This is a genomic window from Acinetobacter sp. BHS4 (genome assembly GCF_018454425.1).
Lineage (GTDB): Bacteria > Pseudomonadota > Gammaproteobacteria > Pseudomonadales > Moraxellaceae > Acinetobacter > Acinetobacter pittii.
In genome coordinates, this window is sequence record NZ_CP075323.1 from 1160516 (window position 1) to 1184946 (window position 24431).

Here is a 24431-nt window from a genome sequence, read left to right on the forward strand (position 1 = left end):
ACAAATGGTAAAAAATTAGAAAGTTGAAATTATCAGTCGAAAAGATTCCTCTTGGTGCACCAAAGCTGATCAGGCTAGCCCTAGCGTAAAACTACGATGAGAAAAATTAAATTAGCACTTTAAAACCTCAACCTTTCTATGGATGGGCAGTGAAGAGTGGTAATTGATATTATTTAAAAAAATTGTGTAGAGTTACTTAGAAATCGTATTTATGTTCAAACTTTTTTGCTAAAGGCATATTGTAGATACTATCGTCTAATTTAGAGATTAATAGTTCTATCGGGAATAGATTATTATTTTTAAGGATTACAGTAAGAAAGTCAGATTTCTATATAAGAAAGTATTATGATCACAAATTACTGTTAGATATTGATGCGGTGATTCATATTAGCGCAACAATTTTGCACTAAATTAGGGCGATTGCGAGCTATTCTTGTATGCCATAATTTGAAAATGTCTGAATATGGTGCATTTAACTATGCAAACAGTATAATGGGTTCAAGACAAGGGGCCTAAATCATGGATAGTTATAAGCAATTCAATGTTTTAGGTAAGTCTTATAAAGTTGGTATGAGAATTGCTATATAAATACCAGCAACTAACACGCACTTAACAAGTGCAACAAAATTTCATTGGAGCAAAATGAGCATGGCGAACAAGGTCCTTCAACTCATACAAGAAAGTGGCGCAAAATGGGTCGATTTTCGCTTTACTGATACTAAGGGTAAAGAGCAGCACGTAACTTACCCAGCTGATTCTATTGATGAAGATACTTTTGAAGACGGTAAAATGTTTGATGGTTCTTCAATCGCTGGTTGGAAAGGCATTGAAGCATCTGACATGATTTTACGTCCGGATGCGGAAACTGGTTTTATCGACCCGTTCTTTGCTGAACCAACTGTAGTTGTGACTTGTGACGTTATTGAACCTTCAACTGGTCAAGGTTATGAGCGTGACCCACGTTCGATTGCTCGCCGTGCAGAAGAATACTTAAAATCTACAGGTATTGGTGATACTGCATTCTTTGGTCCAGAACCAGAATTCTTTGTATTTGACGAAGTGAAGTGGGACATCGATATGTCTGGCGCTCGTCATACATTAATCGCTGAAGAAGCTGCTTGGTCTACTGGTAAAGACTACGAGTCTGGTAACTCTGGTCACCGTCCACGTGTTAAAGGCGGTTACTTCCCAGTTCCTCCAGTTGATTCTTCACAAGATATGCGTGCAGAAATGTGTGCAAAAATCGAAGACATCATGGGCCCAGGTCGTGTAGAAGTACATCACCACGAAGTTGCTTCTTGCCAGTTAGAAATTGGTGTGAGCTTCAATACTCTTGTTCGTAAAGCTGACGAAGTTCAACAGTTCAAATATGCTGTTTGGAACGTTGCACATCAATATGCAAAAACAGCTACGTTTATGCCTAAACCAATGGTAGGTGATAACGGTTCTGGTATGCATGTTCACATGTCTATCTCTAAAGATGGCAAGAACTTGTTTGCTGGTGATGAATATGCAGGCCTTTCAGAAATGGCATTGTACTTCATCGGTGGTATCATCAAGCACGCTCGTGCATTGAATGCAATCACAAACCCATCTACAAACTCATACAAGCGTTTGGTTCCTCACTTCGAAGCACCAATTATGCTTGCTTACTCAGCACGTAACCGTTCTGCTTCTATCCGTATTCCATACGTTTCTAGCCCTAAAGGTAAGCGTATTGAAGCTCGTTTCCCAGACCCAATGATGAACCCGTACTTAGGTTTCGCTGCATTGTTAATGGCTGGTATCGACGGTATTCAAAACAAGATCCATCCGGGCGAAGCTGCTGATAAGAACTTGTATGATCTTCCTCCAGAAGAAGAAGCAAAAATCCCAACAGTTGCTCATAGCTTAGATATGGCTCTTGAAGCACTTCAAGCAGATCACGAATTCTTGTTAAAAGGCGGCGTGTTCACTAAAGAAATGCTTGATGCATACATCGAACTTAAAACTGAAGATGTACGTCGTCTTAACACGACTACTCACCCAGTTGAATTCGATATGTACTACAGCTTGTAATACGTATTTCGTAAAAAAGCCTGCTTATGCAGGCTTTTTTATTGCTTAGAATGTTGATTGAATTCTCTACGTTTTTTATCAAAAAATTGGGGTAAACTAGGTGCGAGTTTTCATGTGAGCAGATTATGCGTAAACGACAACCAGTACTTAAACAGGAAAAGACTTTAAATCCTGAGTTGAAAACATGGTTGTATGCGTCTGGTTCTCTGACTCAACAACTCACTGAGCTTGGTGGTGGCCAGTTCAGCGTGAAGCCTTTTAAAGAACACTTTCAGCGTTTAACTTTGGCAGATAGTCAATGGATGAATATGCCTCATGCACACACTTCATGGGTGAGGGAAACCTACTTATATGGCTGTGAAGCAGAGCCGTGGGTGAAAGCAAAAAGTATTTTTCCAATTCAAAGTTTACAAAAAAAAGCACGTATATTTCAGCACATTGGATCTAAACCAATTGGGTTTTTTCTATTTCAAAGAACAACTCCGCTTTGTGACCGTCGTGTCATTCGTTTGCCAGAAGGCTGGACGCGACAAAGTTGCTATACTTGGCATGGATGTAAATTTATCGTCCAAGAAACATTCTTACCGGCTTTTGAAGCTTTTTTAAATCAGCAGCACGACAAGGAATTACTATGACGACTGCAACAGGTACAACATGGCGTCAGCGTTTAGAGGCTTATTATTATCTATGTCGATTTGATAAGCCAATTGGTACTGAACTGGTGTTTTGGCCAACCATGTGGGCACTTTGGGTTGCATCAAAAGGAATACCTGATTTAGGTATTTTATTTGTCATGATTTTAGGCGTGATTTTTATGCGCGCTGCTGGATGTGCGATTAATGACTTTGCTGATCGTAAAGTAGATGGTCATGTTGAGCGTACTAAAACGCGCCCTTTAGCAACAGGAGTGATTCGTGCAAGAGAAGCTGTATATGTATTCTTAGGCCTCGTTTTAGCAAGTGCAGCTTTATTGTTCTTTTTACCGATCGAAACTTTCTACTGGTCATTTGGGGCATTACTTCTAGCGTTTATTTATCCATTTATGAAACGCTATACCAACTTACCGCAAGTTTTTTTAGGAGCAGCATTTTCATGGTCAATTCCAATGGCCTTTACTGCGGTAGGTAAAACTCCGGATCTGACTTGCTGGTTGCTCTATTTTGGTAATTTGGCTTGGACAGTGGCTTATGACACTCAATATGCAATTACAGATCGCGAATATGATTTAAAGATTGGTGTGAAATCTACAGCTATTCTTTTTGGTCGATATGACATCCAGATTATTGCGCTTTTACAAGCAATAAGTCTTGTTTTGATTGGTACAGCGCTATATTTAGAAAATATCTTATTTCCTTGGGCCATTATTGCTTTAGTTGTAGTGGCATTTGATTTTATATATCAAACAATTAAAACCAAAGACCGCAACCCTCAGGTATGTTTTTGGGCATTCCGTCACAATCGTTGGGTTGGATTAATCATTTTTCTAGGAATATTTTTAAATTTCATATAGTAAAAATGACCGTGAGGTTGAAAAGTGTTCTATGCAGAGCACTTTTTTTATGTCTTAATATTTGTGCATGAAAAATATGCGGAATAAATAACACATAAAAAGGATATTCTATGAAACGGTCAAAAATTGCTTTAGCTATAACATTATCAATTTCAGCATTATTTCTTACAGCGTGTAATGACGATGATGATGACTACACAGGGATAGACACAAATAAAGCTTATGTCTCAGAAAGTAATTACGCAATTGATAAAGTTGATAATGCTTCAACGATCAAAGTAATGACTTATAACATGGCAAATGTTCAAGGAAAAACAGCAACTGCTACAGCAATGGTATTGTTTCCAAAAGCAACACAACCGAAAGATGGTTATCGTGTAGTAGTATGGGAACACGGAACTGTTGGGGTGGGTGATGGTTGTGCGCCAAGCAAAAATGCTATTAATCCGCGATTTAAAATTCTTGCTGAGTCCTTATTAGCAGCAGGTTATGTGATTGTGGCACCAGATTATGAGGGTTTAGGCACACCAGGGGTACATCCGTACTTAAACTTATCTAGCGAAGCAAAATCAGCATTAGCTGCAGTTAAAGCAGTAAAAGAGCATTATGGTGCTCAGTTAAAAGGTGATTGGATGTCGATTGGTCAGTCTCAAGGTGGCCATGCATCATTGGGTACTGCTGAGTTTGCTAATACGGATGTAAGTTATAAAGGTGCGGTAGCCGGAGCACCTGCATCAAGCTTAGGAACAATCATTCAAATTTATATTGATCCTGCAATGAATCAAGATAGTAATTTTGCAGTTAGTAAGCTAGATCAGGCAATTAGAGCGCGTAGACAGATTGATGCAGCGATTGCTGCAGGGCAAATGTCTCCAAATGATCCACTGGCGCTTGCTGTACCTACAATTGATAAAACTGCAGAAGGATATGCCGAATTGTTAGCATATGCCGCTTTTGCTAGTGCAGGGATTAAAGCACAGCAACCAGACTATGATTTTAAAGCAATTTTTACGTCAGGAGCGGCTGACATTGCAGAATTGGCTTATGGTCGTACAGGGGATGATGGTGCTTGTTTAAGTTATCCTACACCTGATAGTGCAAACGGCCTGCAAGAGAAATTTAAAGCGGGAATCTTAGCTTTCTTGGCTGACCCTACACATCAAATTACCCAGTACGGTATTGATCTAAATAAATTTAAAGCAGATCAAGTTGTTCAACGCTTCTTGACTGCTACTCAACCTGCAACGAATGCTACTGCTGAGAAAGTTATTAAAACACCGGTATTTATTATTCAAGGCGAAAAAGATCAAGCGGTATTGCCTGTGGTAACGCAAGTCTTATTTGATAAAATGAAAGCGAATGCTTTGAAGTTTTTCCCACAAGCAGGCTATGATAAAGGCTATAACTTAACAATTGTACCGAATGCAACTCATACACAAGCAATCGTATGTCAAAATGCCAATGCTGTAGATTTCATTCAAGCTAATATGTCAGCGGGTACGGGTATTGTGCTGACTGATGCACAAAAAGATGCCAGCCAAAGTCCACACTGCACAGGAAAATTCTAAGATTTATTTGTTGAATTAGAAAATAGCTTTAGAAAAAGAGCCACTTTATAGTGGCTCTTTTTGTTATATTGTTACGCATTCTGAAATTGATACTATTTGAGTTTGAAAAACTTATGAGCCAGCAACCTGTTGAAAAAAAATCTGTTCCTTGGTTATTAATGGGGTTAGGTTTACTTATTCCTTTACTAATTATTGGAATACTTTTCTTGGCTGCAAAAAGTGATGCTAAGAATAAAAAACAATATGAACAGCAGCGTTTAGAGATGGCAAAAAGAATAGCTGAGAAAGAAGCTGCAAACTCTGAAACAAAATAGCTTGTTAATGAATATCCTTTTGTAATTGGCGTACAGTAGGAATATTTGTGTAACGCTTTACAAGGTAGCCTGCTTCAGTGAGCATTTGATCACGAATACGGTCTTCTTCTACTTTTTCAAGATGAGTCGGGTCATCTAGCTCAATAATGGCCATTACTTCCATCTTGTCGTTTAGCACGACAAAGTCAGTAACTTTACGATTGAACTGACTACGAATTTTATAGTCATTACTGGTAATTAAAGCGCTAAAAGCCACTTGTGCTAACACATGATAATTTGGAAAACTTTGTTTTAAACGTATAAACATTTGAGTTTCAAAGTTTGTAATGACAGGGCGAGCAAAGAATTTTTGTTTTGGAAATAAATAAGGGCGTAAACAAACAAGAAGAAAAATACAGGTGCTTACGCAACCTAAAACAATAAAAAATAAGTGACTCGATTCGAACATGTGAAGGCATCATACAAATAAAAACCCACTCATGATGAGTGGGTTTTTAAGAATCTTGGCTCTCCCACCTGGGCTCGAACCAGGGACCTGCGGATTAACAGTCCGTCGCTCTACCGACTGAGCTATGGGAGAATCTGGAAAAGGATTTTAGGCAGGAAAGAGGGCTGGGTCAAGCCTTAATAACAGAATTAGAGTGAATATCTAATCGTTTGGTTTAAAAATACTCGAAACATTGATTTTATTCAAAATAATGAAAAATTATTAAATGATTAGAAAAGAAAAAACCCGCAATAAATGCAGGCTTTTAGAATCTTGGCTCTCCCACCTGGGCTCGAACCAGGGACCTGCGGATTAACAGTCCGTCGCTCTACCGACTGAGCTATGGGAGATTAGTAGATGGCTCTCCAACCTGGGCTCGAACCAGGGACCTGCGGATTAACAGTCCGTCGCTCTACCGACTGAGCTATTGGAGAATCTGATGCGCATTTTATGGATGAAATCTAAAAGCGTCAATAAGAATATTAAAGAAAATGAATCGTTTGCTTGATTAATATGCTTTTGCTGTATTAAAAATAAAAAAACCACCCAAAATAGGGTGGTTTTTCATAAAGAAATAAAATTATTTCTCTACACCAGCTGGTTGGCCTGCAAGTTTTGCATTTGCATAGTCCCAGTTCACAAGACTTTCTAAGAAAGTTGCGATGTATTTAGGACGTAAGTTACGGAAATCGATGTAGTAAGCATGTTCCCATACGTCAATTGTTAATACAGCAATTTGACCATGTGCAAGTGGAGTGTCTGCATTAGAAGTTTTAGTAATAGATAATTTACCATTTACTTCATCAGCAACTAACCAAGCCCAACCTGAACCAAATTGAGTTGTTGCAGCAGCAGTAAACTCTTCTGCAAACTTTTCGTAGCTACCAAAAGCTTCGTCAATTTTAGCAGCGATTGCGCCAGTAGGCTTACCACCACCATTTGGCTTCATGCTGTTCCAGTAGAAAGTGTGGTTCCAAACTTGAGCAGCATTGTTGAAAATACCAGCTTTAGATGCATCACCAGCAGTTGCTTTAATGATTTCTTCTAAAGTTTTACCTTCAAGGTCAGTCCCTTTGATTAAGTTGTTTAAGTTAACAACATAGGTATTGTGGTGTTTATCGTGATGGTATTCTAAAGTTTCTTTACTAATATGTGGCGCTAAATCATCATAGCCATATGGAAGTGCAGGTAAAGTAATGGTTGTCATGTTCCTATTCCTTGCATTTGCTGGGTTATACAATTAAGTGGCTCTATTGTAAATGATTCTGGTCACAATAGGGCATCGTTTTAAAGAACTATACACAATAAAGATCTAATTAATACGCATAACACAGATTGAAAAAAAGACTTAATTAAATCGGATTATTCAATTCAAAATATTCAGCTTCAATTGAAAACTGTTTTGAGATTGCTTGTGCCAAACGCTGAACTCCATAACGCTCAGTAGCATGGTGACCACAGGCGAAATAGTGAACTCCTAATTCTTTCGCTTCATAAAAAGTTCGTTCACTGACTTCACCTGAAATGTAAGCATCACAATTTTGCAAAGCAGCTTTAGCAATAAAATCTTGAGCGCCACCTGTACAGAAGCCTACTTTTTGAATGCTTTGTTTTTCTGCGGGTAAGTGAATTACCTTAAAATCAAAACTGTTTTGTAGTTTTGTTTTAAATTCATCCACAGAAACTGCTTGCTCTAAATAACCAATATTACCAATCGGATGTTTTTCGGTTAAATCGAGTGGTTCTAACTTTTGTAAACCCAGTTTTTCTGCAATGGCTACATTGTTGCCCAAAGTTGGGTGGGCATCTAAAGGTAGATGATAAGCGACTAATGAAATATTATTTTGAATGAGTTTTTTAATGCGGTTGCCTCGCATTCCAGTAATTGGATACGGTTCGCCCTTCCAAAAATAACCATGATGTACGAGTAATAAATCTGCATTTTGAGCAATTGCTGCATCAATCGCATCTTCGGAAGCAGTAACCGCACAAACGATACGTTTTACTTCAGTTGAACCTTCAATTTGCAGGCCATTTGGTGCGTAATCTTTAAATTCTGCCGCTTTTAAGGTTTGGTCGCACCACTGAATAATTTCATGCAAATTTGCCATGATATTTCCTGAATTGAGTAGTAAATAATTGCTAAAGCTATAGAAACATATTTTGTTGTGTAACTAAAGCTAGACAAATCTTTTTTGACTTTTTTATGTATATCGACATATTTAATTTAAAATGCTTAACTGAAAACTCTTTTTGTTCAATATATTAATTTAATTAAAAACTTCTTTGCGTAGAGGATATGAACGTGCGCCGCACCTTTACATGGTTACCTTGGGTGTTACTTATTATTGTAATTGCCAGTTTTATTGCATGGCAAAAATACCATCAGCCGAAACCAACTGTTGCAGTTGATGGGGTGCAAATGCCTGCTGAGAAAGTTGAACCACTCGTTGATACTTCGCGAGCGGGCGGGGTGGTATCTTATAGCGCTGCAGTAAAAGTTGCAGCGCCAGCAGTTGTTAATATTTTTACGACCCAGAAAGTTAAACAAAATCATCCATTATTAAGTGATCCGGTCTTCCGTGAGTTTTTTGGAAATCAGGTTCCTGAACAACAACAGCAAAATGAAAATAGCTTAGGCTCTGGGGTTATTGTACGAGCTGATGGTTATATTCTGACGAATAATCATGTGATTGCTCAAGCTGATCAGATTGTAGTTGCATTACATGACGGCCGTCGTGCAGAAGCAACGATTGTTGGAACAGACCCTGATACTGATTTAGCTGTAATTAAAATCGATTTAGATAAATTACCTGTATTGCCATTTAAGTTGAGTGGTAATGAAGTAGGTGATGTGGTCTTAGCAATTGGTAACCCATTTGGCGTAGGCCAAACGGTAACTCAAGGTATTATTTCTGCGACTGAACGCTCTGATTTAGGCATTAATACCTATGAAGACTTTATTCAAACAGATGCCGCAATTAACCCAGGTAACTCTGGTGGAGCATTAATTGATGTGGCTGGGAATTTAATCGGGGTAAATACTGCTATTTTCTCTCAGTCAGGTGGTTCTTTAGGAATTGGTTTTGCAATTCCTGCTAAAGTTTGCCAACAAGTTTTAAACTCGATTTTGAAAGATGGCCGTGTAGTCCGTGGATGGTTAGGTATTAGTTTAGTACCGCCTACACAAGAAGACGTATTAGCACCTAAACAGCAAATTGGTGTGGTGGTTGCAGATGTCTTGAAAAATGGTCCAGCTGCATCAGCAGGTATTAAGATTGGTGATAAAATTATTCAGGTGAATAACCAACAAATCACTTCAGCATCTCATTTGATTAATTATGTTGCATTACAAGCGCCTAACAGCGAAATTAATGTAATGGTCGAGCGAGATGGGAAGCAACAAAACTTTGTGGTGACAGTAGGGGAAAGAAAAAACCAAAATACTCAATCGCAATTTATACCGCTGCCTAAACAGTAAAGATAAAAAAGCCTCGTAATGAGGCTTTTCTCTTGATGTTAATTAAGTATGAGACAGGGCTTGATGCTGATGTTTGAACTCAGTTAAAGCATCAATACGGTACTGAATGAGCATTTCACCAATCTCAGCACCTTTAATGTTTTCAGGTAAATCCTGAACTTTAATAGAGCGAACGATTTGCATCGCATCCAACATGTACTGAGCTTGTGGATAAGGTCGGTCTTCTAAACCGAGTCTTCCTTTAGCATCACATTCACATGCTTGTACAAAAGCTTCAACTCTCTCAGGACGGCGTAATACATCTAGGCGCTGTAATAGGCGCCATACTGTTCCCGGTTTTAACGACATAATCTGATGACATTTTAGATGTTCTTTACACACTGATAATGCCAACTGTCGAGTTTGAGTTGGAACTTTTAAACGTTCACATAATTCAGTAACAGGTTTTACTCCTCGTTCTTCATGCATGATGTGGCGAGGAAGTTCATTAGCTGGAGTCAAGGCTTTACCCAAATCATGTACTAAAACAGCAAATCGAACATCAAGTGAATAGTTTGATTTACAAGCTTGCTGTAACGACATTAAGGTATGTATGCCGCAGTCCACTTCAGGGTGATATTCAGGGCGCTGTGGTACACCAAATAATGCGTCAATTTCAGGGAAAAGATGTTTCAACGCCCCACAGTCACGCAATGTCTGAAAATAAACATCCGCATGATCTTCTAAAAGTGCGCGAGAAGTCTCTTTCCATACACGTTCTGGTGTTAAGGCATCAAGCTCACCTGATTCGGCCATGGTTTGCATAAGCTGCATTGTCTCTGGCGCAATCTGAAAACCATATGAAGAATAGCGAGCCGCAAAGCGTGCAACACGTAAAACACGTAAAGGATCTTCAGCAAAAGCTTCTGAAACATGACGCAAAGTTTTATTTTCTAAATCTGTTTGACCGCCATATGGGTCGTATAGTTTGCCATCTTGATCCATTGCTATGGCATTGATGGTTAAATCACGGCGGATTAAATCTTCTTCTAAACTTACTGTGGTATCGGTAAAAAATTGAAAGCCGTGGTAGCCTTTACCAGATTTTCTTTCAGTACGTGCAAGTGCATATTCTTCTTTCGTTTCGGGATGAAGAAACACAGGAAAATCTTTGCCTACAGGTTGAAAACCTTGGGCGAGCATGTGTTCCGGCGTTGCACCGACAACAACATAATCTTTTTCTTGATAGGGATGCCCAAGTAAAAAATCACGGACGGCACCGCCTACTAAATACACTTGCATGAAAAAACCTCTATTCTTCAAGCAATCATGCTACAGAATAGAGGTTTTCTCAAGTCATTAGAGATGCTTTTCGTAAAAAGCAGTTTCTAAATTACTTTTCTTGTTGTTGGATTTCAGCAACAGTTAAAGCAGTCATATTGATAAGACGACGAGTTGTTGCTGTCGGTGTTAAAATATGAACAGGTTTTGCTGCCCCAAGTAAAATTGGACCAATAGTAACGTTGTTACCAGAAGTCGCTTTCAACAAGTTAAATGAAATATTTGCTGCATCTAAGTTTGGCATAATGAGCAAGTTTGCAGAACCTTTGAAACGTGAGCCAGGGAATGCAAATTGACGAATGTTTTCGTCTAATGCTGCATCACCATGCATTTCACCCTCAACTTCAAGCTCAGGAGCTTGCTCAGATAAAATACGATAAACTTCACGCATTTTTTGAGCACTTGAGTCAGTCTGGTCACTACCAAAACTTGAATGAGAAAGTAGGGCTACACGTGGAGTAATACCAAAACGACGTACTTCTTCAGCTGCTAAAATAGTCATTTCAGCAAGTTGTTCAGCAGTCGGGTTTGTATTTACGTACGTATCAGCAATAAACAAGTTACGATCTTCAAGCATCAATGCATTTAGCGTGAAGAAGTTGTTCATACCTTCTTTTAGACCGATGACATTGCGTACAAAGTCAAGGTGAATGTTATAGCTACTATAAGTACCACATAACATACCGTCTGCTTTACCGAATTTAACTAGTAAAGATGCAATTAAAGTTGAACGGCGACGAGCTTCACGTTGAGCATATTCAACAGTAATGCCTTTACGTTGCATTGTTTGATAGTAATCTTTCCAAAACTCTTCATACATTGGGTTTTGTTCTTGATCTACAATCTCAATGTTTACGCCATGTTGTAAACGTAAGCCTAATTTTTTGATATTAGCTTCAATTACAGCAGTACGACCTACTAAAATTGGTTTAGCTAAATCTTCATCAACTGCGATTTGCACTGCACGTAATACGCGCTCATCTTCACCTTCAGCATATGCGATGCGTTTAGGATCAGTTTTTGCTTGAGCAAAAATCGGTTTCATCAAGAATGCAGAGTTATAAACAAACTCAGATAATTTTTGGCGGTATGCAGAGAAATCTTCGATTGGGCGAGTTGCAACACCTGAATCCATTGCAGCTTTAGCAACAGCAGGGGCAATTTCTAAAATTAAACGTTGATCAAGTGGACGTGGAATTAAATAGTCACGACCAAATGAAGCAGATTTCTCACCATAAGTAGCTGCATCTGCTTCTACGTGTGCCATACGTGCAATTGCATGTACACATGCAATTTTCATGTCTTCATTAATTGTTGTTGCACCAACGTCAAGCGCACCACGGAAAATGTAAGGGAAACATAATGCGTTGTTTACTTGGTTTGGATAGTCAGAACGACCAGTTGCCATGATTACATCAGGACGTACTTCATGTGCATGTTCAGGTAAAATTTCTGGATCTGGGTTTGCTAAAGCAAAAATAATAGGGTTCTCAGCCATCTGTTTCACCATTTCTTTGGTGAGAATACCAGCAGCAGAAAGACCCAAGAACATATCAGCACCAGCCATTACTTCATGTAACTGAGTTGCTTTAATGTCTTGAACATAACGTTTTTTCGATTCATCCAAGCCTTCACGTGAAGTAGTGAGTAGACCGCGAGAATCGGCAACAATAATATTTTCTTTATTTACGCCTAAAGCACAAAGTAAATCTAAACAAGAAAGGGCAGCAGCGCCTGCGCCTGAAGCTACAATTTTGATTTCATCAATTTTCTTATTTACAAGTTGCAATGCATTAAGCAAAGCTGAACCTACAATGATACTTGTACCGTGTTGATCGTCATGGAATACAGGAATTTTCATGCGTTCGCGAAGTTTCTTTTCGATATAGAAACATTCTGGCGCTTTAATATCTTCGAGGTTGATACCACCGAAAGTTGGCTCAAGAGAGGCAACAATATCTACAATTTTATCTGGATCGTTTTCTGCAATTTCGATGTCAAATACGTCAACACCAGCAAACTTTTTGAAGAGTACGCCTTTACCTTCCATTACAGGTTTAGACGCTAATGGTCCAATATTACCTAAACCAAGAACAGCTGTACCGTTACTGACTACGGCAACCAAGTTTCCGCGAGCTGTATATTTAGCAGCAGCAGATGGATCACGTTCAATCTCTAAACATGGCGCAGCAACTCCTGGTGAGTAGGCTAGAGCCAAATCTCGTTGGTTGACAAGTTGCTTACTTGGGGTGACGCTGATTTTCCCTGGGTTTGGATATTCATGGTAATTTAAAGCGGCCTGTTTTAAAGATTGATCGTCCATCTGAGTCTCTATTTGATACAAAAAAGCAAACTAGTCAAATTGCTCATTTAGGGAGAGGCAACTCACTTCTTTAACTACGCTTTAATTTTTACCAATTAAGAGAATAGTAGACGAATTGCCAATAGCCCCGTGGTGAGCTAAATGCTAAAGAATATAACACTACTTCTTTATTTCTCACAGTCAAAAACGCTCATTTTTGGAAAAAGCAGCATAGGTAAAATAGATGATTGGAACAATTAAGAAATATGCGGATTTGTTTGTAGATAAGGAATAATCTGTTCGGCAGGAATAGGCCGACTAAAGAAATAGCCTTGTAAAAAATCACATTGCTGTTTTTGTAGATAGGTGACTTGTTCTTTTGTTTCTACACCCTCAGCAACCAGTTTAAGTCCCATACTTTTACCCATCGCGATCATTGCATTTACAATTGCTTCTTGTTTGTGATCACCAATTTTCGAAATGAAAGCACGATCAATTTTTAATACATCAATTGGGTACTCTGTCAGATAGGCTAAAGATGAATAACCCGTACCAAAGTCATCTAAGGCAATGGAGATATCTCGTTGTTTTATGGCGTGTAATAGTGTTTTTACATTGGCAGTATTGTCTAAAAGGGCTGACTCTGTAATTTCAAGTTCGAGATCTGAACCTTGAATATTATATTTTTGCAAAACCTCATCTAAGTCATTGAGTAATAAGCCTCGGTGTATTTGTTGAGCGACGATATTTACAGAGACTTGAATATTGATATAACCGGCATTCTTCCACTCTTGGAGTTGCTTTCCAACTTTATCTAAAACAACTTTCCCAATATCTGAAATCAGGCTACTACGTTCAGCAAATGGTATGAACATATTTGGCAGGATTAATCCTTTTTCAGGATGTTGCCAACGAATGAGTGCTTCAAAACCGATAATAGATTGATCGTGTAGATTAATTTTGGGTTGGTAATAAACGACAAATTCATCATTTTGAATGGCTTTACGTAATTCTTGCTCTAAATCGGCAGTTTTATATGAGTGATTTGTTTTATTGCAGTAATAGCAAATTGTATTACCACCTAAACGTTTTGCCTCGGAAAGCGCTTGCTCTGCATGATTGTTGAGATGATCAATTTGTCTGCCATGTTCAGGAAAACATGCAACACCGATAGATGCGGTAATAAAATATTCGTGATTATCAATGTAAAAAGGTGCATTCAGTGCTTGTAAAATGTTTTGGCAATATTGCTCAACATTTGGATGAATTGGCGAAATCTCATAAATGATTGCGAAATCATCACTATTTAAATAGGCGACTAAAATCGCATTGATATTGATTAAGCGTAATCTTTGTGCGAACTGTTTAAGTAATTCATCACCACTATCATTATTTAAAAACTCATTGAAAGCTCGGAAGCGGTCAATATTCACTCGTATTAAAGCTAAATTTTTAATGTTATATGAAGGGTTTACAATATATTGGTGTAATTGATTGTAGTAGTAAAGGCGGTTAGGCAAGTGGGTGAGGCTATCGTAGTTTTTTAAGTAAGATAGATGTTGCTCTTGGCGCTTTTGCTCAGTGAGGTCACGTGCAAATCCAATATAATTGGTAATTTGATTGAATTCATCTTTGACCACATTGATATGCAACCATAAATATACGCTTTTGCCAGAACTAAACTTTTCATCAAACTGGCCCATATATTCTCCTGTCTCCAGAAGTTGTTGCGTTATTGATGTATGAAACTGTTGTTGTAGTTCTTTTTGATTGATTGTTATGCTAAACAATTCTTTATTAACAAGTTCTGATTTAGAAAATCCTGTTAATTTTTCATAGTAGGGATTTACATCAATATAGTTTAAGTGCTCATCTAAAATAAATATTCCTTCCGCAGCTTGCTCGAGCACAATTGCAGATAGTCTTAGATGTTCTTGATCCTTTTTCTCTTGATGTATATCACGGGTCATTCCCACCATACGAAGCGCTTTTTGTGTCTTTGGATCTCTGGTGATGACACGGCCTACATCATGAATCCATCTCCAAGAACCATCTCGACGTAAAATTCGAAAGGTGATATTAAAATGATCTGTAACGCCTTCCAAATGTTGTTTTAAACGTTCATCAAAAAGTTTTTTATCGCTTGGGTGTATACGCTCTAATATGGTATTGAGATGAATAATGGCGGTTTGAGTTTGTTTTTGTTGATCGAAAAACGTAATTTCTAATCTTTGACTTTCAATATCCCAATCCCAAGGTCGAATACCCGCAGTTTCATGTGCAAAAGCTAAATTATAGTGATGGCTTTCGAGTTGCTCATTCATTTTGGTGAGATCATAGGTACGTTCTCGTACTTTTTGCTCAAGCAAATGATTATTAAATTGAAGCTGGGCTTCAATATCTTTGGACTTATTCACTTCTTGTTGGAGTTGTACACATAATTCTTCAGCCCATTGGGTATGCTGGTCTGAAATTTGAACAAGCTGTTTGTTTTTTAATAATAATTGAGAGATCTTTTGGTAATTGCGTTGAGTTGCATATGCACAAAGCACAGTTGCTACAAAGGTGAGGTTATAGGCGAAATAAAAAGGTAGCTGAGTTATGGGATTATGTGTGAATTGAGCAATTAATAGAGGGAGGGTACTAGGAATAAATAAGAGATAAAAATATCGGGGTTGCTGTGTTAAAAAAGTAAGGCCAATGATATGAGCCGAAGTAATAAATAAAGCAATTAAAATATGAGCATCTGGTAGTGCAATTAAGTCAGGAGGTAGATAAAAATGAATAATTGTGACATTTATTCCAATTAAAATTCCTGAGAATAAACAAATACTTTGTAAGACACGATCAGCTTTTTTGGTAAAATCAATCGTCCGATAGTGAGTTAAAATATTTGGAATAAATAATAAGTAGACAAGAGCGACGACGGTAAGGCCAATAGACCAGCTAAATATTGTTATTGCAGATGAAAAATAATAAGAAAAAATACCATATGAAATAAGGCACAGTAATATTAGGCTAATTAAATACCAGCGGATATATTGAGTGGAAAGTTTCAGCTGTTCAATTTTTGTTTGATGCTGTAGATATTCTTCCTGAAGCCCAGACATAAGATTTTTCTATCCTATTTTTTTACATATATACAGAAAGAATCTGATTTATCAGTGAAAAAGAATTTGAAATTTTATTCATACAATAAAAGTAAGTTAACTTTAAATAATGATTTAATCAATGTGCAGAGAACTTAGGTGGATAAAAATCGATAATTTAAAATAGACAAGGCAACAACAGGGGCAGTTTCTGTACGCAAAACTCGGTCACCAATGCACCAGTTCATAAATCCAGCTTGATTGGCTTGGGTAATTTCATTTTCACTTAGTCCACCTTCTGGGCCAATCAATAAGGCAAGTTCAGGCTGTATTCCCGCCAATACATCTTTTTGTTCTTTTTCTGGCGCTAAAACAAATTTAGATTGAGGAAGCTCAGAAGAACTTAACCATTCATGAAGAGAAATAGGCGCTAATACTTCTGGAACCAAGTTCAAGCCACATTGTTCACATGCTGCAATTGCAACAGCTTGCCAATGATCTAATTTTTTTTGATCGCGGTCGTATTTTAAGCGCATTTCACAACGCTCACTTGTTAGCAATTGAATCTGACTTACACCCAATTCAGTGGCTTTCTGAATGGCATAATCCATTCGATCGCCTTTACTCATGACTTGACCTAAAACAGCTTTAAAAGGGGCATCACGGTTTGCAGGGTTAAAATTCTCAATGGTGACAAACGCATTTTTTTTATTAATTTCGGACAAAGTCGCGAGATATTCACCACCTTGTCCATTAAATAGAGTCGCTTGTTCTTGTAGTTGTGCACGTAAAACGCGCACCCAATGATGGAATACTGATTCTGTCAGTTGAATTGTTGAGCCAACTGTAAGTTCAGTTTCGATAAAAAAACGGTTCATTGGGTACGCCTTACAAAATTAATTTAAACCAAGATCAACAACAAGTTGACGAGTTGGTTCGACTTGATTCATTGAATAGAAGTGTAAGCTTGGTGCGCCGCCTGCAATAAGGCGTTCGCATAACTTAACAACAACTTCATGACCGAAAGCTTTAATACTTTCACTGTCATCACCATAGGCTTGTAATTGCTTACGGATCCAGCGAGGAATTTCAGCACCCGTACCGTCTGCAAAGCGAATTAAGTTGCTTGCATTGGTAATAGGCATGATTCCTGGAGCCACCGGAATGTTAATTCCAGCTTGCTCTAAACGCTCTATAAAATAAAAGTACGAATCTGGATTAAAGAAGAATTGAGTAATTCCTGCATTGGCACCAGCTTGTACTTTTTCAATAAAACGTTGAATATCTGAATCAAGATTTTCAGCTTGAGGATGCATTTCTGGATAAGCTGCAACTTCAATATGAAAATGGTCACCTGAGTGCTCACGAATAAAACGTACTAAATCCTGTGCGTAAGGAAGTTCCCCAAGTCCAACCTGACCAGAAGGTAAATCACCGCGTAAAGCAACAATACGGTTAATACCTTGAGCTTTATATAAATCCAGTAACTCAGCAATACGAGCTTTATCATCACCAATACAAGAAAGGTGAGGTGCAACTGGTGTACCTTTACCATTGAAATCATCAATAGCAGCCAGAGTACGTTCGCGAGTAGAACCACCAGCCCCATAAGTAATTGAGAAAAACTCAGGGTTCAGAAGTTGTAATTCTTGGTGAACAATACGAAGTTTTTCAGCACCAGCATCAGTTTTTGGTGGAAAAAACTCAAAAGAAATAGGTGTACGTTTAGTCATGTCAAATCCTTGTAAACAGCGAAACATTTTAGAAAAAAGGGCAGTCGGTTCACCGTCTGCCCTTAAGTTCTTAGTATTTGTAAGCGTCAGACTTGAATGGGCCCTCAACAGCTACGCCTAAATAATCAGCTTGCTCTTGAGTTAACTGGGTAAGTACACCACCGAAACCTGCAACCATTGCAGCAGCAACTTCTTCATCAAGTTTCTTAGGAAGAACTTCTACACGAATTTTTTCAGCTTTTTCACTTGCAGGAAGGTCAGCAAATTTCTCTTGGAATAAGTGAATTTGACCTAAAACTTGGTTAGCAAAAGAACCGTCCATTACACGTGATGGGTGACCAGTTGCATTACCTAGGTTTACAAGGCGACCTTCAGAAAGAAGGATAAGGTAGTTATTTTCATCTTCTGAACGATAAACTTGGTGAACTTGTGGCTTAACTTCAACCCACTTGTAACCACGTAAATAAGCTGTATCGATTTCTGTGTCGAAGTGACCGATGTTACATACAACTGCACCAGCTTTTAAGCTGTCTAACATTGCTGCATCGCACACGTGGTAGTTACCAGTTGTTGTTACAACGAGGTCAGTGTTGCCAAGAAGATCTTGGTTAATATCTTCTTTTTTACCTGTTTGTACGCCGTTTTTGTATGGAGATACAACTTCATAGCCATCCATACATGCTTGCATTGCACAAATCGGGTCAACTTCAGTTACACGAACGATCATGCCTTCTTGACGTAAAGATTGAGCAGAACCTTTACCTACGTCACCATAACCCACTACAAGTGCGCGACGGCCAGACAAAAGCATGTCAGTTGCACGTTTGATTGCGTCATTTAATGAGTGACGGCAACCATATTTGTTGTCGTTTTTAGATTTAGTAACCGAGTCATTTACGTTAATTGCAGGAACTTTTAAAGAACCGTCTTTCCACATTTCGATAAGACGTTGAACACCTGTAGTCGTTTCTTCGGTAATACCGTGAATACGTTCTAAAAGCGCAGGATATTTTTCATGAACAAGAGCAGTTAAATCACCGCCATCGTCCAAGATCATGTTGGCATCCCAAGGTTGACCATTTACATTGATCTGTTGCTCTAAACACCATACATATTCTTCTTCAGTTTCACCTTTCCAAGCAAACACTGGAATACCGCGAGCAGCAATTGCAGCAGCAGCGTGGTCTTGAGTTGAGAAAATGTTACATGATGTCCAGCGTACTTCAGCACCTAATTCAACAAGCGTTTCAATAAGAACAGCTGTTTGAATGGTCATATGAATACAACCAAGAATTTTTGCGCCAGCAAGTGGTTTAGAAGCTGCATAGCGTTTACGTAAGCCGATCAAAGCTGGCATTTCTGCTTCAGCAAGTTTGATTTCTTTACGACCGTAATCAGCAAGAGAGATGTCAGCAACTTTGTAATCTGTAAATGAAGCATTAACCGCGTTCATCAGGATCTCCTAGGAAAAAATAGTATTGATCATTCTGTTCGCGGATGCCGTTGTTGGTTAAAACGAGTGTTTAACCGATCGTCGAGCCTGGCAAATTGATCTTTAGTGCCGATCAATTGTCGCAGCATCCCTCGACTAGCGAAACATTGTACTTGGAAAAGCTTTTAGTGCCAATCCAGTTTTGTTTATTATCTGCGTAATTATCACTTTAGATTCTAATTATGGCATTAAATATTCCCGAGTCGTTGGCAAGCCTAGAGTCAAACTGTGGCGTTTTTGCAGTTTGGATGTTGCTTCAGCATCATGGAGTACAAATTGATGTGGTTGAGCTGATTAATGTTTGCCGACACGATGAAGGAGGCACCTATACTATTGCCTTAGCTGTCGCTTTAAAGAAACTAGGATTTGAGGTGTCATTTCATTCAGATGAGGATCCTAGCATTAGCCAAAGCGAACGAATGAGCTATAAAGAAGCAAAGGTATTAAAAATTCCAACTGGACCAGCACTAAGCTATCAAGATATTCAAGCTGCAATTGAAAATGGAAAAATGGTGATTGTCTATTACGATACTTTAGCAGGTGTTGGAAATCAGTCGCTCATTTATTCTATAGATCAAAATGAAATCTGCTTTTTTGATAGTTTTGAACCGATGTCAGCGGCAGTTTTTGAAAAGCAGCGTCAAGTAGAGGGGATTTGCCGTCAGGCTATTGTGATTGATGATTGTAAGTTTCAGATGCATTCATCCAAATTGAATTAGATAAAAAGAGCCAGTAGTGTGCTGGCTCATATTGAAGTTATTTTTGTTGATATTCTTGAATTACTTCTAAAGCAGCACGAAAAGCTTCTTGTGTAGCAGGGGCGCCGCAATATGGCAGGCTGTGCAATAAAGTTTCTTGAATCTCTTCAACTGTACAACCATTGTTGAGTGCACCACGAACATGGCCTTTGAGTTCAGTTGGTGATTTTAGTGCCGTGAGCATTGCCAAAGTAATTAATGAACGATATTTACGAGGTAGCACACCTTCACGTTGCCAAGTCGATCCCCATGCATGCTCATTAATCCAGTCTTGTAAAGGCTGGGTAAAGGGTACGGTATTTTCTTGGGCACGCTTTACAAAAGCTTCTCCCATCACTTCTGTGCGAACTTTTAATCCATTTTCGTAATCTTGCTTAGACATTAATTTCTCCTAAAAATAAAAGCGTCGATTGACGCTTTTATGGCTGTTTATTAATTAATGTGAATCAAGTGTGATTGCAATAGTGAATTAGTGGAGGCATCGGTCACTAAATTTGATGAGGGTTCGACAAAGGAAGATCTTTATTTAAATCTTCATCAAAAACATCGGTAAGCATGCTGTCGAATCGAATTGCGTTGTATTGCAATAATTGTTGAGCTTCGCTTTCAGAAATAAAGCCTTCTTTTATCGCTTGTGCAATATTTTCTTCAAAAGTAAGACCCGTAAACTTGTCTTTAGATTCAGCTTTTTTAAACTTATCCCAAAGCGGTTCAAGCGTTCGCAGAATTTGGAAAGCATGCTCTAAACGACCAGTTACATCATCGGCTTTGGTTGAATAAAATACGTGATGTTTAAGCTGTTCTCTGAAAGGGTGCTCTTGCATCATAAGTTCAGCGACTTGTTGTTTTAACTCATCATCTGGTTTTGAAATAACACGACCAAAAGGGAAACAAATCCATTTTACAAATGCTGCTGGAAGTTTGGCTGGGAAGTTTTCAAATAATCCCCAAAATGCTTCCTGAATATTCAAGAAAGCTTTTTGTAGCGCTAATTTAGCGTGAAGTTGTTCAGCTTCAGTTTTTTGTCCAGCTTCATAAAATTTTAATATCGCAGTAGAAATAAAGAGGTGCGCGTGAATATCTGCCAAGCGGCCTGATAACATTTCTTTGCGTTTTAAGTCGCCTGCAAGTAGGCCAAGTGACATATCTGAAACAAGTGCGAAGTTGGCACTAAAACGATTAATCGTTTTATAGTAACTTGCAGTGAATTGATCTGCTGACTGAGGCGCATCGCTTGAGCCACCTGTCCAACCATAAGCAAATGATCTTGCACCACGGTTAAAGGTATAGGCTAAATGTTTAAATAACAAATCATCAAATTTTTTGACTGAATTATTCTTATCTTCAGATTGAAGGAGTTGTAACTCTTCAAATAGATAAGGATGACAACGCATTGAGCCTTGACCAAAAATCATCAATGAACGGGTCAAAATATTTGCGCCTTCTACCGTAATAGCAATTGGAATTGCCTGATAGGTAAGTGCAAGGAAATTACGTGGCCCAAGTTGAATTGCACGTCCGCCAGCAATATCCATTCCGTGATTGACAACTTTACGCATCGTTTCAGTTGCATAATATTTTGCCATAGCAGTCATCACGGCAGGTGTTCCACCTTGGTTTAGGCCACATGTCACTAAATAACGGAATGCTTCAAGCATATAGGCATCGCTGGCAATTTCACTCGTCGCTTCTTGTACGCCTTCAAATTTACCGACAGAAATATTAAATTGTTGGCGAATTTTCGCAAAAGCACCAACGGTTAAATAGCTCATTTCACCTGCGGCTGTGGCTAATGCTGGAAGGGAAATACCACGGCCCACACCTAAACATTCCATGAGCATACGCCAGCCTTTACCGGCATTTTTTTGACCACCAATAATCCAGTCAATAGGAATAAAAACATCCTCTCCTTCTACTGTTCCATTCATAAATGGAGAACCAGGATAATGTCGTGCTCCAATTTTCACACCCGCATGACTTGCAGGAATTAAGGCACAAGTAATACCGTATTCTGTTTTGTTTTTATCTCCGAGTAGGCCTTCTGGGTCATAAAGTTTAAATGCTAAGCCAACAACGGTGGCAATTGGTGCAAGCGTAATCCAACGTTTAGAGAAATTCATGCGCAGCCCAAGAACTTGAGCACCTTCATATTCACCGTAGCAAACAACACCTGAATCTGGAATCGCGCCTGCATCTGAACCTGCCTCTGGACTGGTTAAACCAAAGCATGGGATTTCTTCACCTTTAGCAAGGCCTGGTAAATACTGCTGTTTTTGTGCATCTGTACCGTAGTGCATGAGTAGCTCACCCGGTCCTAATGAGTTTGGAACCATACAACTTACAGCTGTGGTGAGTGAGCGCGAAGCAATTTTGCTCATAATACGGCTTTGGGCAAATGAGCTAAATTCTTTGCCACCAAAGGACTTTGGAATAATGAGGCCTAAAAAACCTTTGTCTTTAATAAATTGCCAAACTTCAGGTGGTAGATCTTTTAAGTGATGATGAATCTCCCATTCATCTAACATGCTACAAAGGAGCTCAACTTCATTGTCGATAAAACTTTGTTCTTCTGCTGACAAGGTTGGGTAGGGATATTTTTCAAATTGAGACCAATCGGGTGCCCCCATAAATAATTCTTTTTCCCACCAACTGGTACCTGCCTCTAAAGCCTCTTGTTCAGTCGTACTGATGCTCGGCATTGAGTTTGCTAATGTTTTATATGCAGGTTGAGTAATCAGATTAAAGCGTAATGGTGCAAATAAAATAATGATACTAAGGACAATAAGGGGAATACCTAAAAGGAGAGCCCATGGCGTTAGTATGAGTGCAGTAAGTATGGCTACAGCAATCGTAATAACACTACCAATGGTTCTGTTTAGATTAAAAAAGAAAATTGCCCATATTACAAAAAGCTGAATGACAACGCTTAAAACAAAGAGTAGGAAAATCATACTTGCTCCTTGCTAGATAAGCCCTCAAGTTAGAAGTTACAAAAAAACGAGGAGAGATTTAAGGCTTAACTAGCTAATTTTTAATGCTGTTTAAATTTAATTTTTTATGTCGCAATTGATGTATATGCTAGAGCAGGGATATATCGTACTTTTAGGTATAAGATATTTTTAAGTGAAAGTGTAATGGGTTGTTTTATCGATTTGTCAAGAAATGTTATTGATTTTCTTATACAAATAAAAAGCCCTCTGGAGTAGAGGGCTTTTATAGATATTTAATTTTTAAGCTTCGACAACTTGAACAGCGATTTTTTTAGCTGGATCTACTTTGCGACGAACTTCCGGTACTGGTTCACCGTGGTATTGACGATCAGCAAAGTAACTTGAACGAACCATTGGTGCAGACCAAATATTTCTAAAGCCAAGTTTACGGCCATGTTCTGCATAACGTTCGAACTCTTCTGGTGTTACAAAGCGGTCAATTGGCGCGTGTTGTTTAGAAGGTTGTAAGTATTGACCAATAGTCACATAGTCAACATCGTGAGCACGCAAGTCATCAAGCAATGCAATAACTTCTTCTTCAGTTTCACCGATACCCACCATCAAACCACATTTTGTTGGGATATCAGGGCAATATTCTTTAAACATTTTTAATAAGTTTAAAGAATGTTGATAATCTGAACCTGGACGCATTGCTTTATATAGACGTGGCACGGTCTCAATGTTGTGGTTAAATACGTCTGGCGGACATTCAGTCATAATACGTAAAGCAATATCCATACGTCCGCGGAAATCTGGTACTAAAATCTCAAGCAATGTATTTGGGCTTAGTGCACGAGCTTCTTTGATACAGTCCACAAAGTGTTGTGCACCGCCGTCAAGTAAGTCATCACGGTCAACCGAAGTAATTACCGCATATTTGAGCTTAAGATTAGCAATTGTCTCTGCCATGTGACGAGGTTCATCTGCATCGAGTGCATTTGGACGACCATGTGCTACATCACAGAAAGGGCAACGACGTGTACAAATATCACCCATGATCATGAATGTTGCTGTACCACCACCAAAACATTCTGGTAGGTTTGGACAAGCAGCTTCTTCACAAACGGTATGGAGTTTTTGAGCACGTAAAGTGGTTTTAATACGCTGAACTTCTTCTGGTGCCGTCATCTTGACACGAATCCAGTCAGGTTTACGCGGCACTTCAACCGTAGGTACAACTTTTACAGGAATTCTTGCGACTTTTTCTGCGCCACGAAGTTTTACACCCTGTTCAGGTTTACGGTGTTCTGACATATTTAACTTTTCCACTCGTTTATAGAGACATTGACATTGTATTATAGCGAACTTCTGCAGTTAATAGCGGAAAAT

General features: G+C 38.7%; 19 protein-coding genes and 3 tRNA genes. 7 read left to right on the forward strand and 15 right to left on the reverse strand.

What is annotated here, in order from left to right:
* Positions 1-642 precede the first annotated feature (642 nt).
* From glnA to KIP84_RS05525, 5 genes are all read left to right on the forward strand, one after another.
* Positions 643-2058: a type I glutamate--ammonia ligase gene (glnA, locus tag KIP84_RS05505; RefSeq protein ID WP_002052696.1), complete on the forward strand. Its 1416-nt coding sequence runs from the start codon at positions 643-645 to the stop codon at positions 2056-2058.
* Between the two features lie 125 nt (positions 2059-2183).
* Positions 2184-2693 (forward strand): chorismate lyase, encoded by a 510-nt coding sequence (locus KIP84_RS05510; protein ID WP_213689476.1) that lies wholly within the window; start codon positions 2184-2186, stop codon positions 2691-2693.
* Positions 2690-3568 carry a 4-hydroxybenzoate octaprenyltransferase gene (gene ubiA, locus KIP84_RS05515; RefSeq protein ID WP_213689477.1) on the forward strand — a complete coding sequence of 293 codons (879 nt, stop codon included), beginning with the start codon at positions 2690-2692 and terminating at the stop codon, positions 3566-3568. The genes KIP84_RS05510 and ubiA overlap by 4 nt, the downstream gene beginning before the upstream one ends.
* Before the next feature lie 110 nt (positions 3569-3678).
* Complete coding sequence (locus tag KIP84_RS05520) at positions 3679-5136, forward strand: lipase family protein (protein ID WP_213689478.1); 1458 nt, start codon at positions 3679-3681, stop codon at positions 5134-5136.
* Positions 5137-5249: 113 nt separating this feature from the next.
* Positions 5250-5450 (forward strand): hypothetical protein, encoded by a 201-nt coding sequence (locus tag KIP84_RS05525; protein ID WP_039759004.1) that lies wholly within the window; start codon positions 5250-5252, stop codon positions 5448-5450.
* Between the two features lie 4 nt (positions 5451-5454).
* Here KIP84_RS05525 and KIP84_RS05530 read toward each other — a convergent pair whose 3' ends face one another.
* From KIP84_RS05530 to KIP84_RS05555, 6 genes are all read right to left on the reverse strand, one after another.
* Positions 5455-5898 carry a DUF2726 domain-containing protein gene (locus KIP84_RS05530; protein ID WP_005068176.1) on the reverse strand — a complete coding sequence of 148 codons (444 nt, stop codon included), beginning with the start codon at positions 5896-5898 and terminating at the stop codon, positions 5455-5457.
* A 56-nt stretch (positions 5899-5954) separates the two neighbouring features.
* Positions 5955-6030: transfer RNA gene (locus KIP84_RS05535), tRNA-Asn, on the reverse strand.
* A 181-nt stretch (positions 6031-6211) separates the two neighbouring features.
* Positions 6212-6287: transfer RNA gene (locus tag KIP84_RS05540), tRNA-Asn, on the reverse strand.
* 8 nt (positions 6288-6295) lie between these two features.
* Positions 6296-6371: transfer RNA gene (locus tag KIP84_RS05545), tRNA-Asn, on the reverse strand.
* Positions 6372-6517: 146 nt separating this feature from the next.
* Complete coding sequence (locus KIP84_RS05550; protein WP_000208083.1) at positions 6518-7144, reverse strand: superoxide dismutase; 627 nt, start codon at positions 7142-7144, stop codon at positions 6518-6520.
* A gap of 145 nt (positions 7145-7289) precedes the next feature.
* Positions 7290-8048: a Nif3-like dinuclear metal center hexameric protein gene (locus KIP84_RS05555; RefSeq protein ID WP_069123735.1), complete on the reverse strand. Its 759-nt coding sequence runs from the start codon at positions 8046-8048 to the stop codon at positions 7290-7292.
* Between the two features lie 194 nt (positions 8049-8242).
* On the opposite strand from KIP84_RS05555, the gene KIP84_RS05560 reads away from it, so the two are divergent.
* Positions 8243-9418: a trypsin-like peptidase domain-containing protein gene (locus KIP84_RS05560; RefSeq protein ID WP_005068179.1), complete on the forward strand. Its 1176-nt coding sequence runs from the start codon at positions 8243-8245 to the stop codon at positions 9416-9418.
* Between the two features lie 42 nt (positions 9419-9460).
* On the opposite strand, the gene KIP84_RS05565 is transcribed toward KIP84_RS05560, so the two are convergent.
* The 6 genes from KIP84_RS05565 to ahcY form a co-directional block, all read right to left on the reverse strand.
* Positions 9461-10699 carry a multifunctional CCA addition/repair protein gene (locus tag KIP84_RS05565; protein ID WP_017398614.1) on the reverse strand — a complete coding sequence of 413 codons (1239 nt, stop codon included), beginning with the start codon at positions 10697-10699 and terminating at the stop codon, positions 9461-9463.
* A gap of 91 nt (positions 10700-10790) precedes the next feature.
* On the reverse strand, positions 10791-13061 hold the full coding sequence (locus KIP84_RS05570) for an NADP-dependent malic enzyme (RefSeq protein ID WP_002118176.1): 2271 nt from the start codon (positions 13059-13061) through the stop codon (positions 10791-10793).
* Between the two features lie 236 nt (positions 13062-13297).
* Positions 13298-16150, reverse strand: coding sequence for a GGDEF domain-containing phosphodiesterase (locus tag KIP84_RS05575; protein ID WP_213689479.1), 2853 nt, complete (start codon positions 16148-16150; stop codon positions 13298-13300).
* A 134-nt stretch (positions 16151-16284) separates the two neighbouring features.
* On the reverse strand, positions 16285-17007 hold the full coding sequence (locus KIP84_RS05580) for a 16S rRNA (uracil(1498)-N(3))-methyltransferase (RefSeq protein ID WP_014207254.1): 723 nt from the start codon (positions 17005-17007) through the stop codon (positions 16285-16287).
* Between the two features lie 18 nt (positions 17008-17025).
* Positions 17026-17862 (reverse strand): methylenetetrahydrofolate reductase [NAD(P)H], encoded by an 837-nt coding sequence (gene metF, locus KIP84_RS05585; RefSeq protein ID WP_017386552.1) that lies wholly within the window; start codon positions 17860-17862, stop codon positions 17026-17028.
* A gap of 70 nt (positions 17863-17932) precedes the next feature.
* A complete protein-coding gene (ahcY, locus tag KIP84_RS05590; protein ID WP_032035703.1) occupies positions 17933-19315 on the reverse strand; it encodes an adenosylhomocysteinase in 1383 nt (460 codons plus the stop codon).
* 221 nt (positions 19316-19536) lie between these two features.
* Here ahcY and KIP84_RS05595 point away from each other — a divergent pair, with 221 nt between their 5' ends.
* On the forward strand, positions 19537-20073 hold the full coding sequence (locus KIP84_RS05595; protein WP_069031304.1) for a cysteine peptidase family C39 domain-containing protein: 537 nt from the start codon (positions 19537-19539) through the stop codon (positions 20071-20073).
* 37 nt (positions 20074-20110) lie between these two features.
* Here KIP84_RS05595 and KIP84_RS05600 read toward each other — a convergent pair whose 3' ends face one another.
* The 3 genes from KIP84_RS05600 to lipA form a co-directional block, all read right to left on the reverse strand.
* Positions 20111-20494, reverse strand: a complete 384-nt coding sequence (locus KIP84_RS05600) for a carboxymuconolactone decarboxylase family protein (RefSeq protein ID WP_000043120.1) — start codon at positions 20492-20494, stop codon at positions 20111-20113.
* A 106-nt stretch (positions 20495-20600) separates the two neighbouring features.
* A complete protein-coding gene (locus KIP84_RS05605; RefSeq protein WP_213689480.1) occupies positions 20601-23063 on the reverse strand; it encodes an acyl-CoA dehydrogenase in 2463 nt (820 codons plus the stop codon).
* 279 nt (positions 23064-23342) lie between these two features.
* Positions 23343-24356, reverse strand: coding sequence for a lipoyl synthase (lipA, locus tag KIP84_RS05610; RefSeq protein WP_002118167.1), 1014 nt, complete (start codon positions 24354-24356; stop codon positions 23343-23345).
* Between the last annotated feature and the right edge of the window lie 75 nt (positions 24357-24431).

Bases quoted from the DNA above. Each gene is read 5' to 3' on its own strand.
- glnA (WP_002052696.1), top strand. From the start codon at position 643: ATGAGCATGGCGAACAAGGTCCTTCAACTCATACAAGAAAGTGGCGCA.
- KIP84_RS05510 (WP_213689476.1), top strand. From the start codon at position 2,184: ATGCGTAAACGACAACCAGTACTTAAACAGGAAAAGACTTTAAATCCT.
- ubiA (WP_213689477.1), top strand. From the start codon at position 2,690: ATGACGACTGCAACAGGTACAACATGGCGTCAGCGTTTAGAGGCTTAT.
- KIP84_RS05520 (WP_213689478.1), top strand. From the start codon at position 3,679: ATGAAACGGTCAAAAATTGCTTTAGCTATAACATTATCAATTTCAGCA.
- KIP84_RS05525 (WP_039759004.1), top strand. From the start codon at position 5,250: ATGAGCCAGCAACCTGTTGAAAAAAAATCTGTTCCTTGGTTATTAATG.
- KIP84_RS05530 (WP_005068176.1), bottom strand. From the start codon at position 5,898: ATGTTCGAATCGAGTCACTTATTTTTTATTGTTTTAGGTTGCGTAAGC.
- KIP84_RS05550 (WP_000208083.1), bottom strand. From the start codon at position 7,144: ATGACAACCATTACTTTACCTGCACTTCCATATGGCTATGATGATTTA.
- KIP84_RS05555 (WP_069123735.1), bottom strand. From the start codon at position 8,048: ATGGCAAATTTGCATGAAATTATTCAGTGGTGCGACCAAACCTTAAAA.
- KIP84_RS05565 (WP_017398614.1), bottom strand. From the start codon at position 10,699: ATGCAAGTGTATTTAGTAGGCGGTGCCGTCCGTGATTTTTTACTTGGG.
- KIP84_RS05570 (WP_002118176.1), bottom strand. From the start codon at position 13,061: ATGGACGATCAATCTTTAAAACAGGCCGCTTTAAATTACCATGAATAT.
- KIP84_RS05575 (WP_213689479.1), bottom strand. From the start codon at position 16,150: ATGTCTGGGCTTCAGGAAGAATATCTACAGCATCAAACAAAAATTGAA.
- KIP84_RS05580 (WP_014207254.1), bottom strand. From the start codon at position 17,007: ATGAACCGTTTTTTTATCGAAACTGAACTTACAGTTGGCTCAACAATT.
- metF (WP_017386552.1), bottom strand. From the start codon at position 17,862: ATGACTAAACGTACACCTATTTCTTTTGAGTTTTTTCCACCAAAAACT.
- ahcY (WP_032035703.1), bottom strand. From the start codon at position 19,315: ATGAACGCGGTTAATGCTTCATTTACAGATTACAAAGTTGCTGACATC.
- KIP84_RS05595 (WP_069031304.1), top strand. From the start codon at position 19,537: ATGGCATTAAATATTCCCGAGTCGTTGGCAAGCCTAGAGTCAAACTGT.
- KIP84_RS05600 (WP_000043120.1), bottom strand. From the start codon at position 20,494: ATGTCTAAGCAAGATTACGAAAATGGATTAAAAGTTCGCACAGAAGTG.
- KIP84_RS05605 (WP_213689480.1), bottom strand. From the start codon at position 23,063: ATGATTTTCCTACTCTTTGTTTTAAGCGTTGTCATTCAGCTTTTTGTA.
- lipA (WP_002118167.1), bottom strand. From the start codon at position 24,356: ATGTCAGAACACCGTAAACCTGAACAGGGTGTAAAACTTCGTGGCGCA.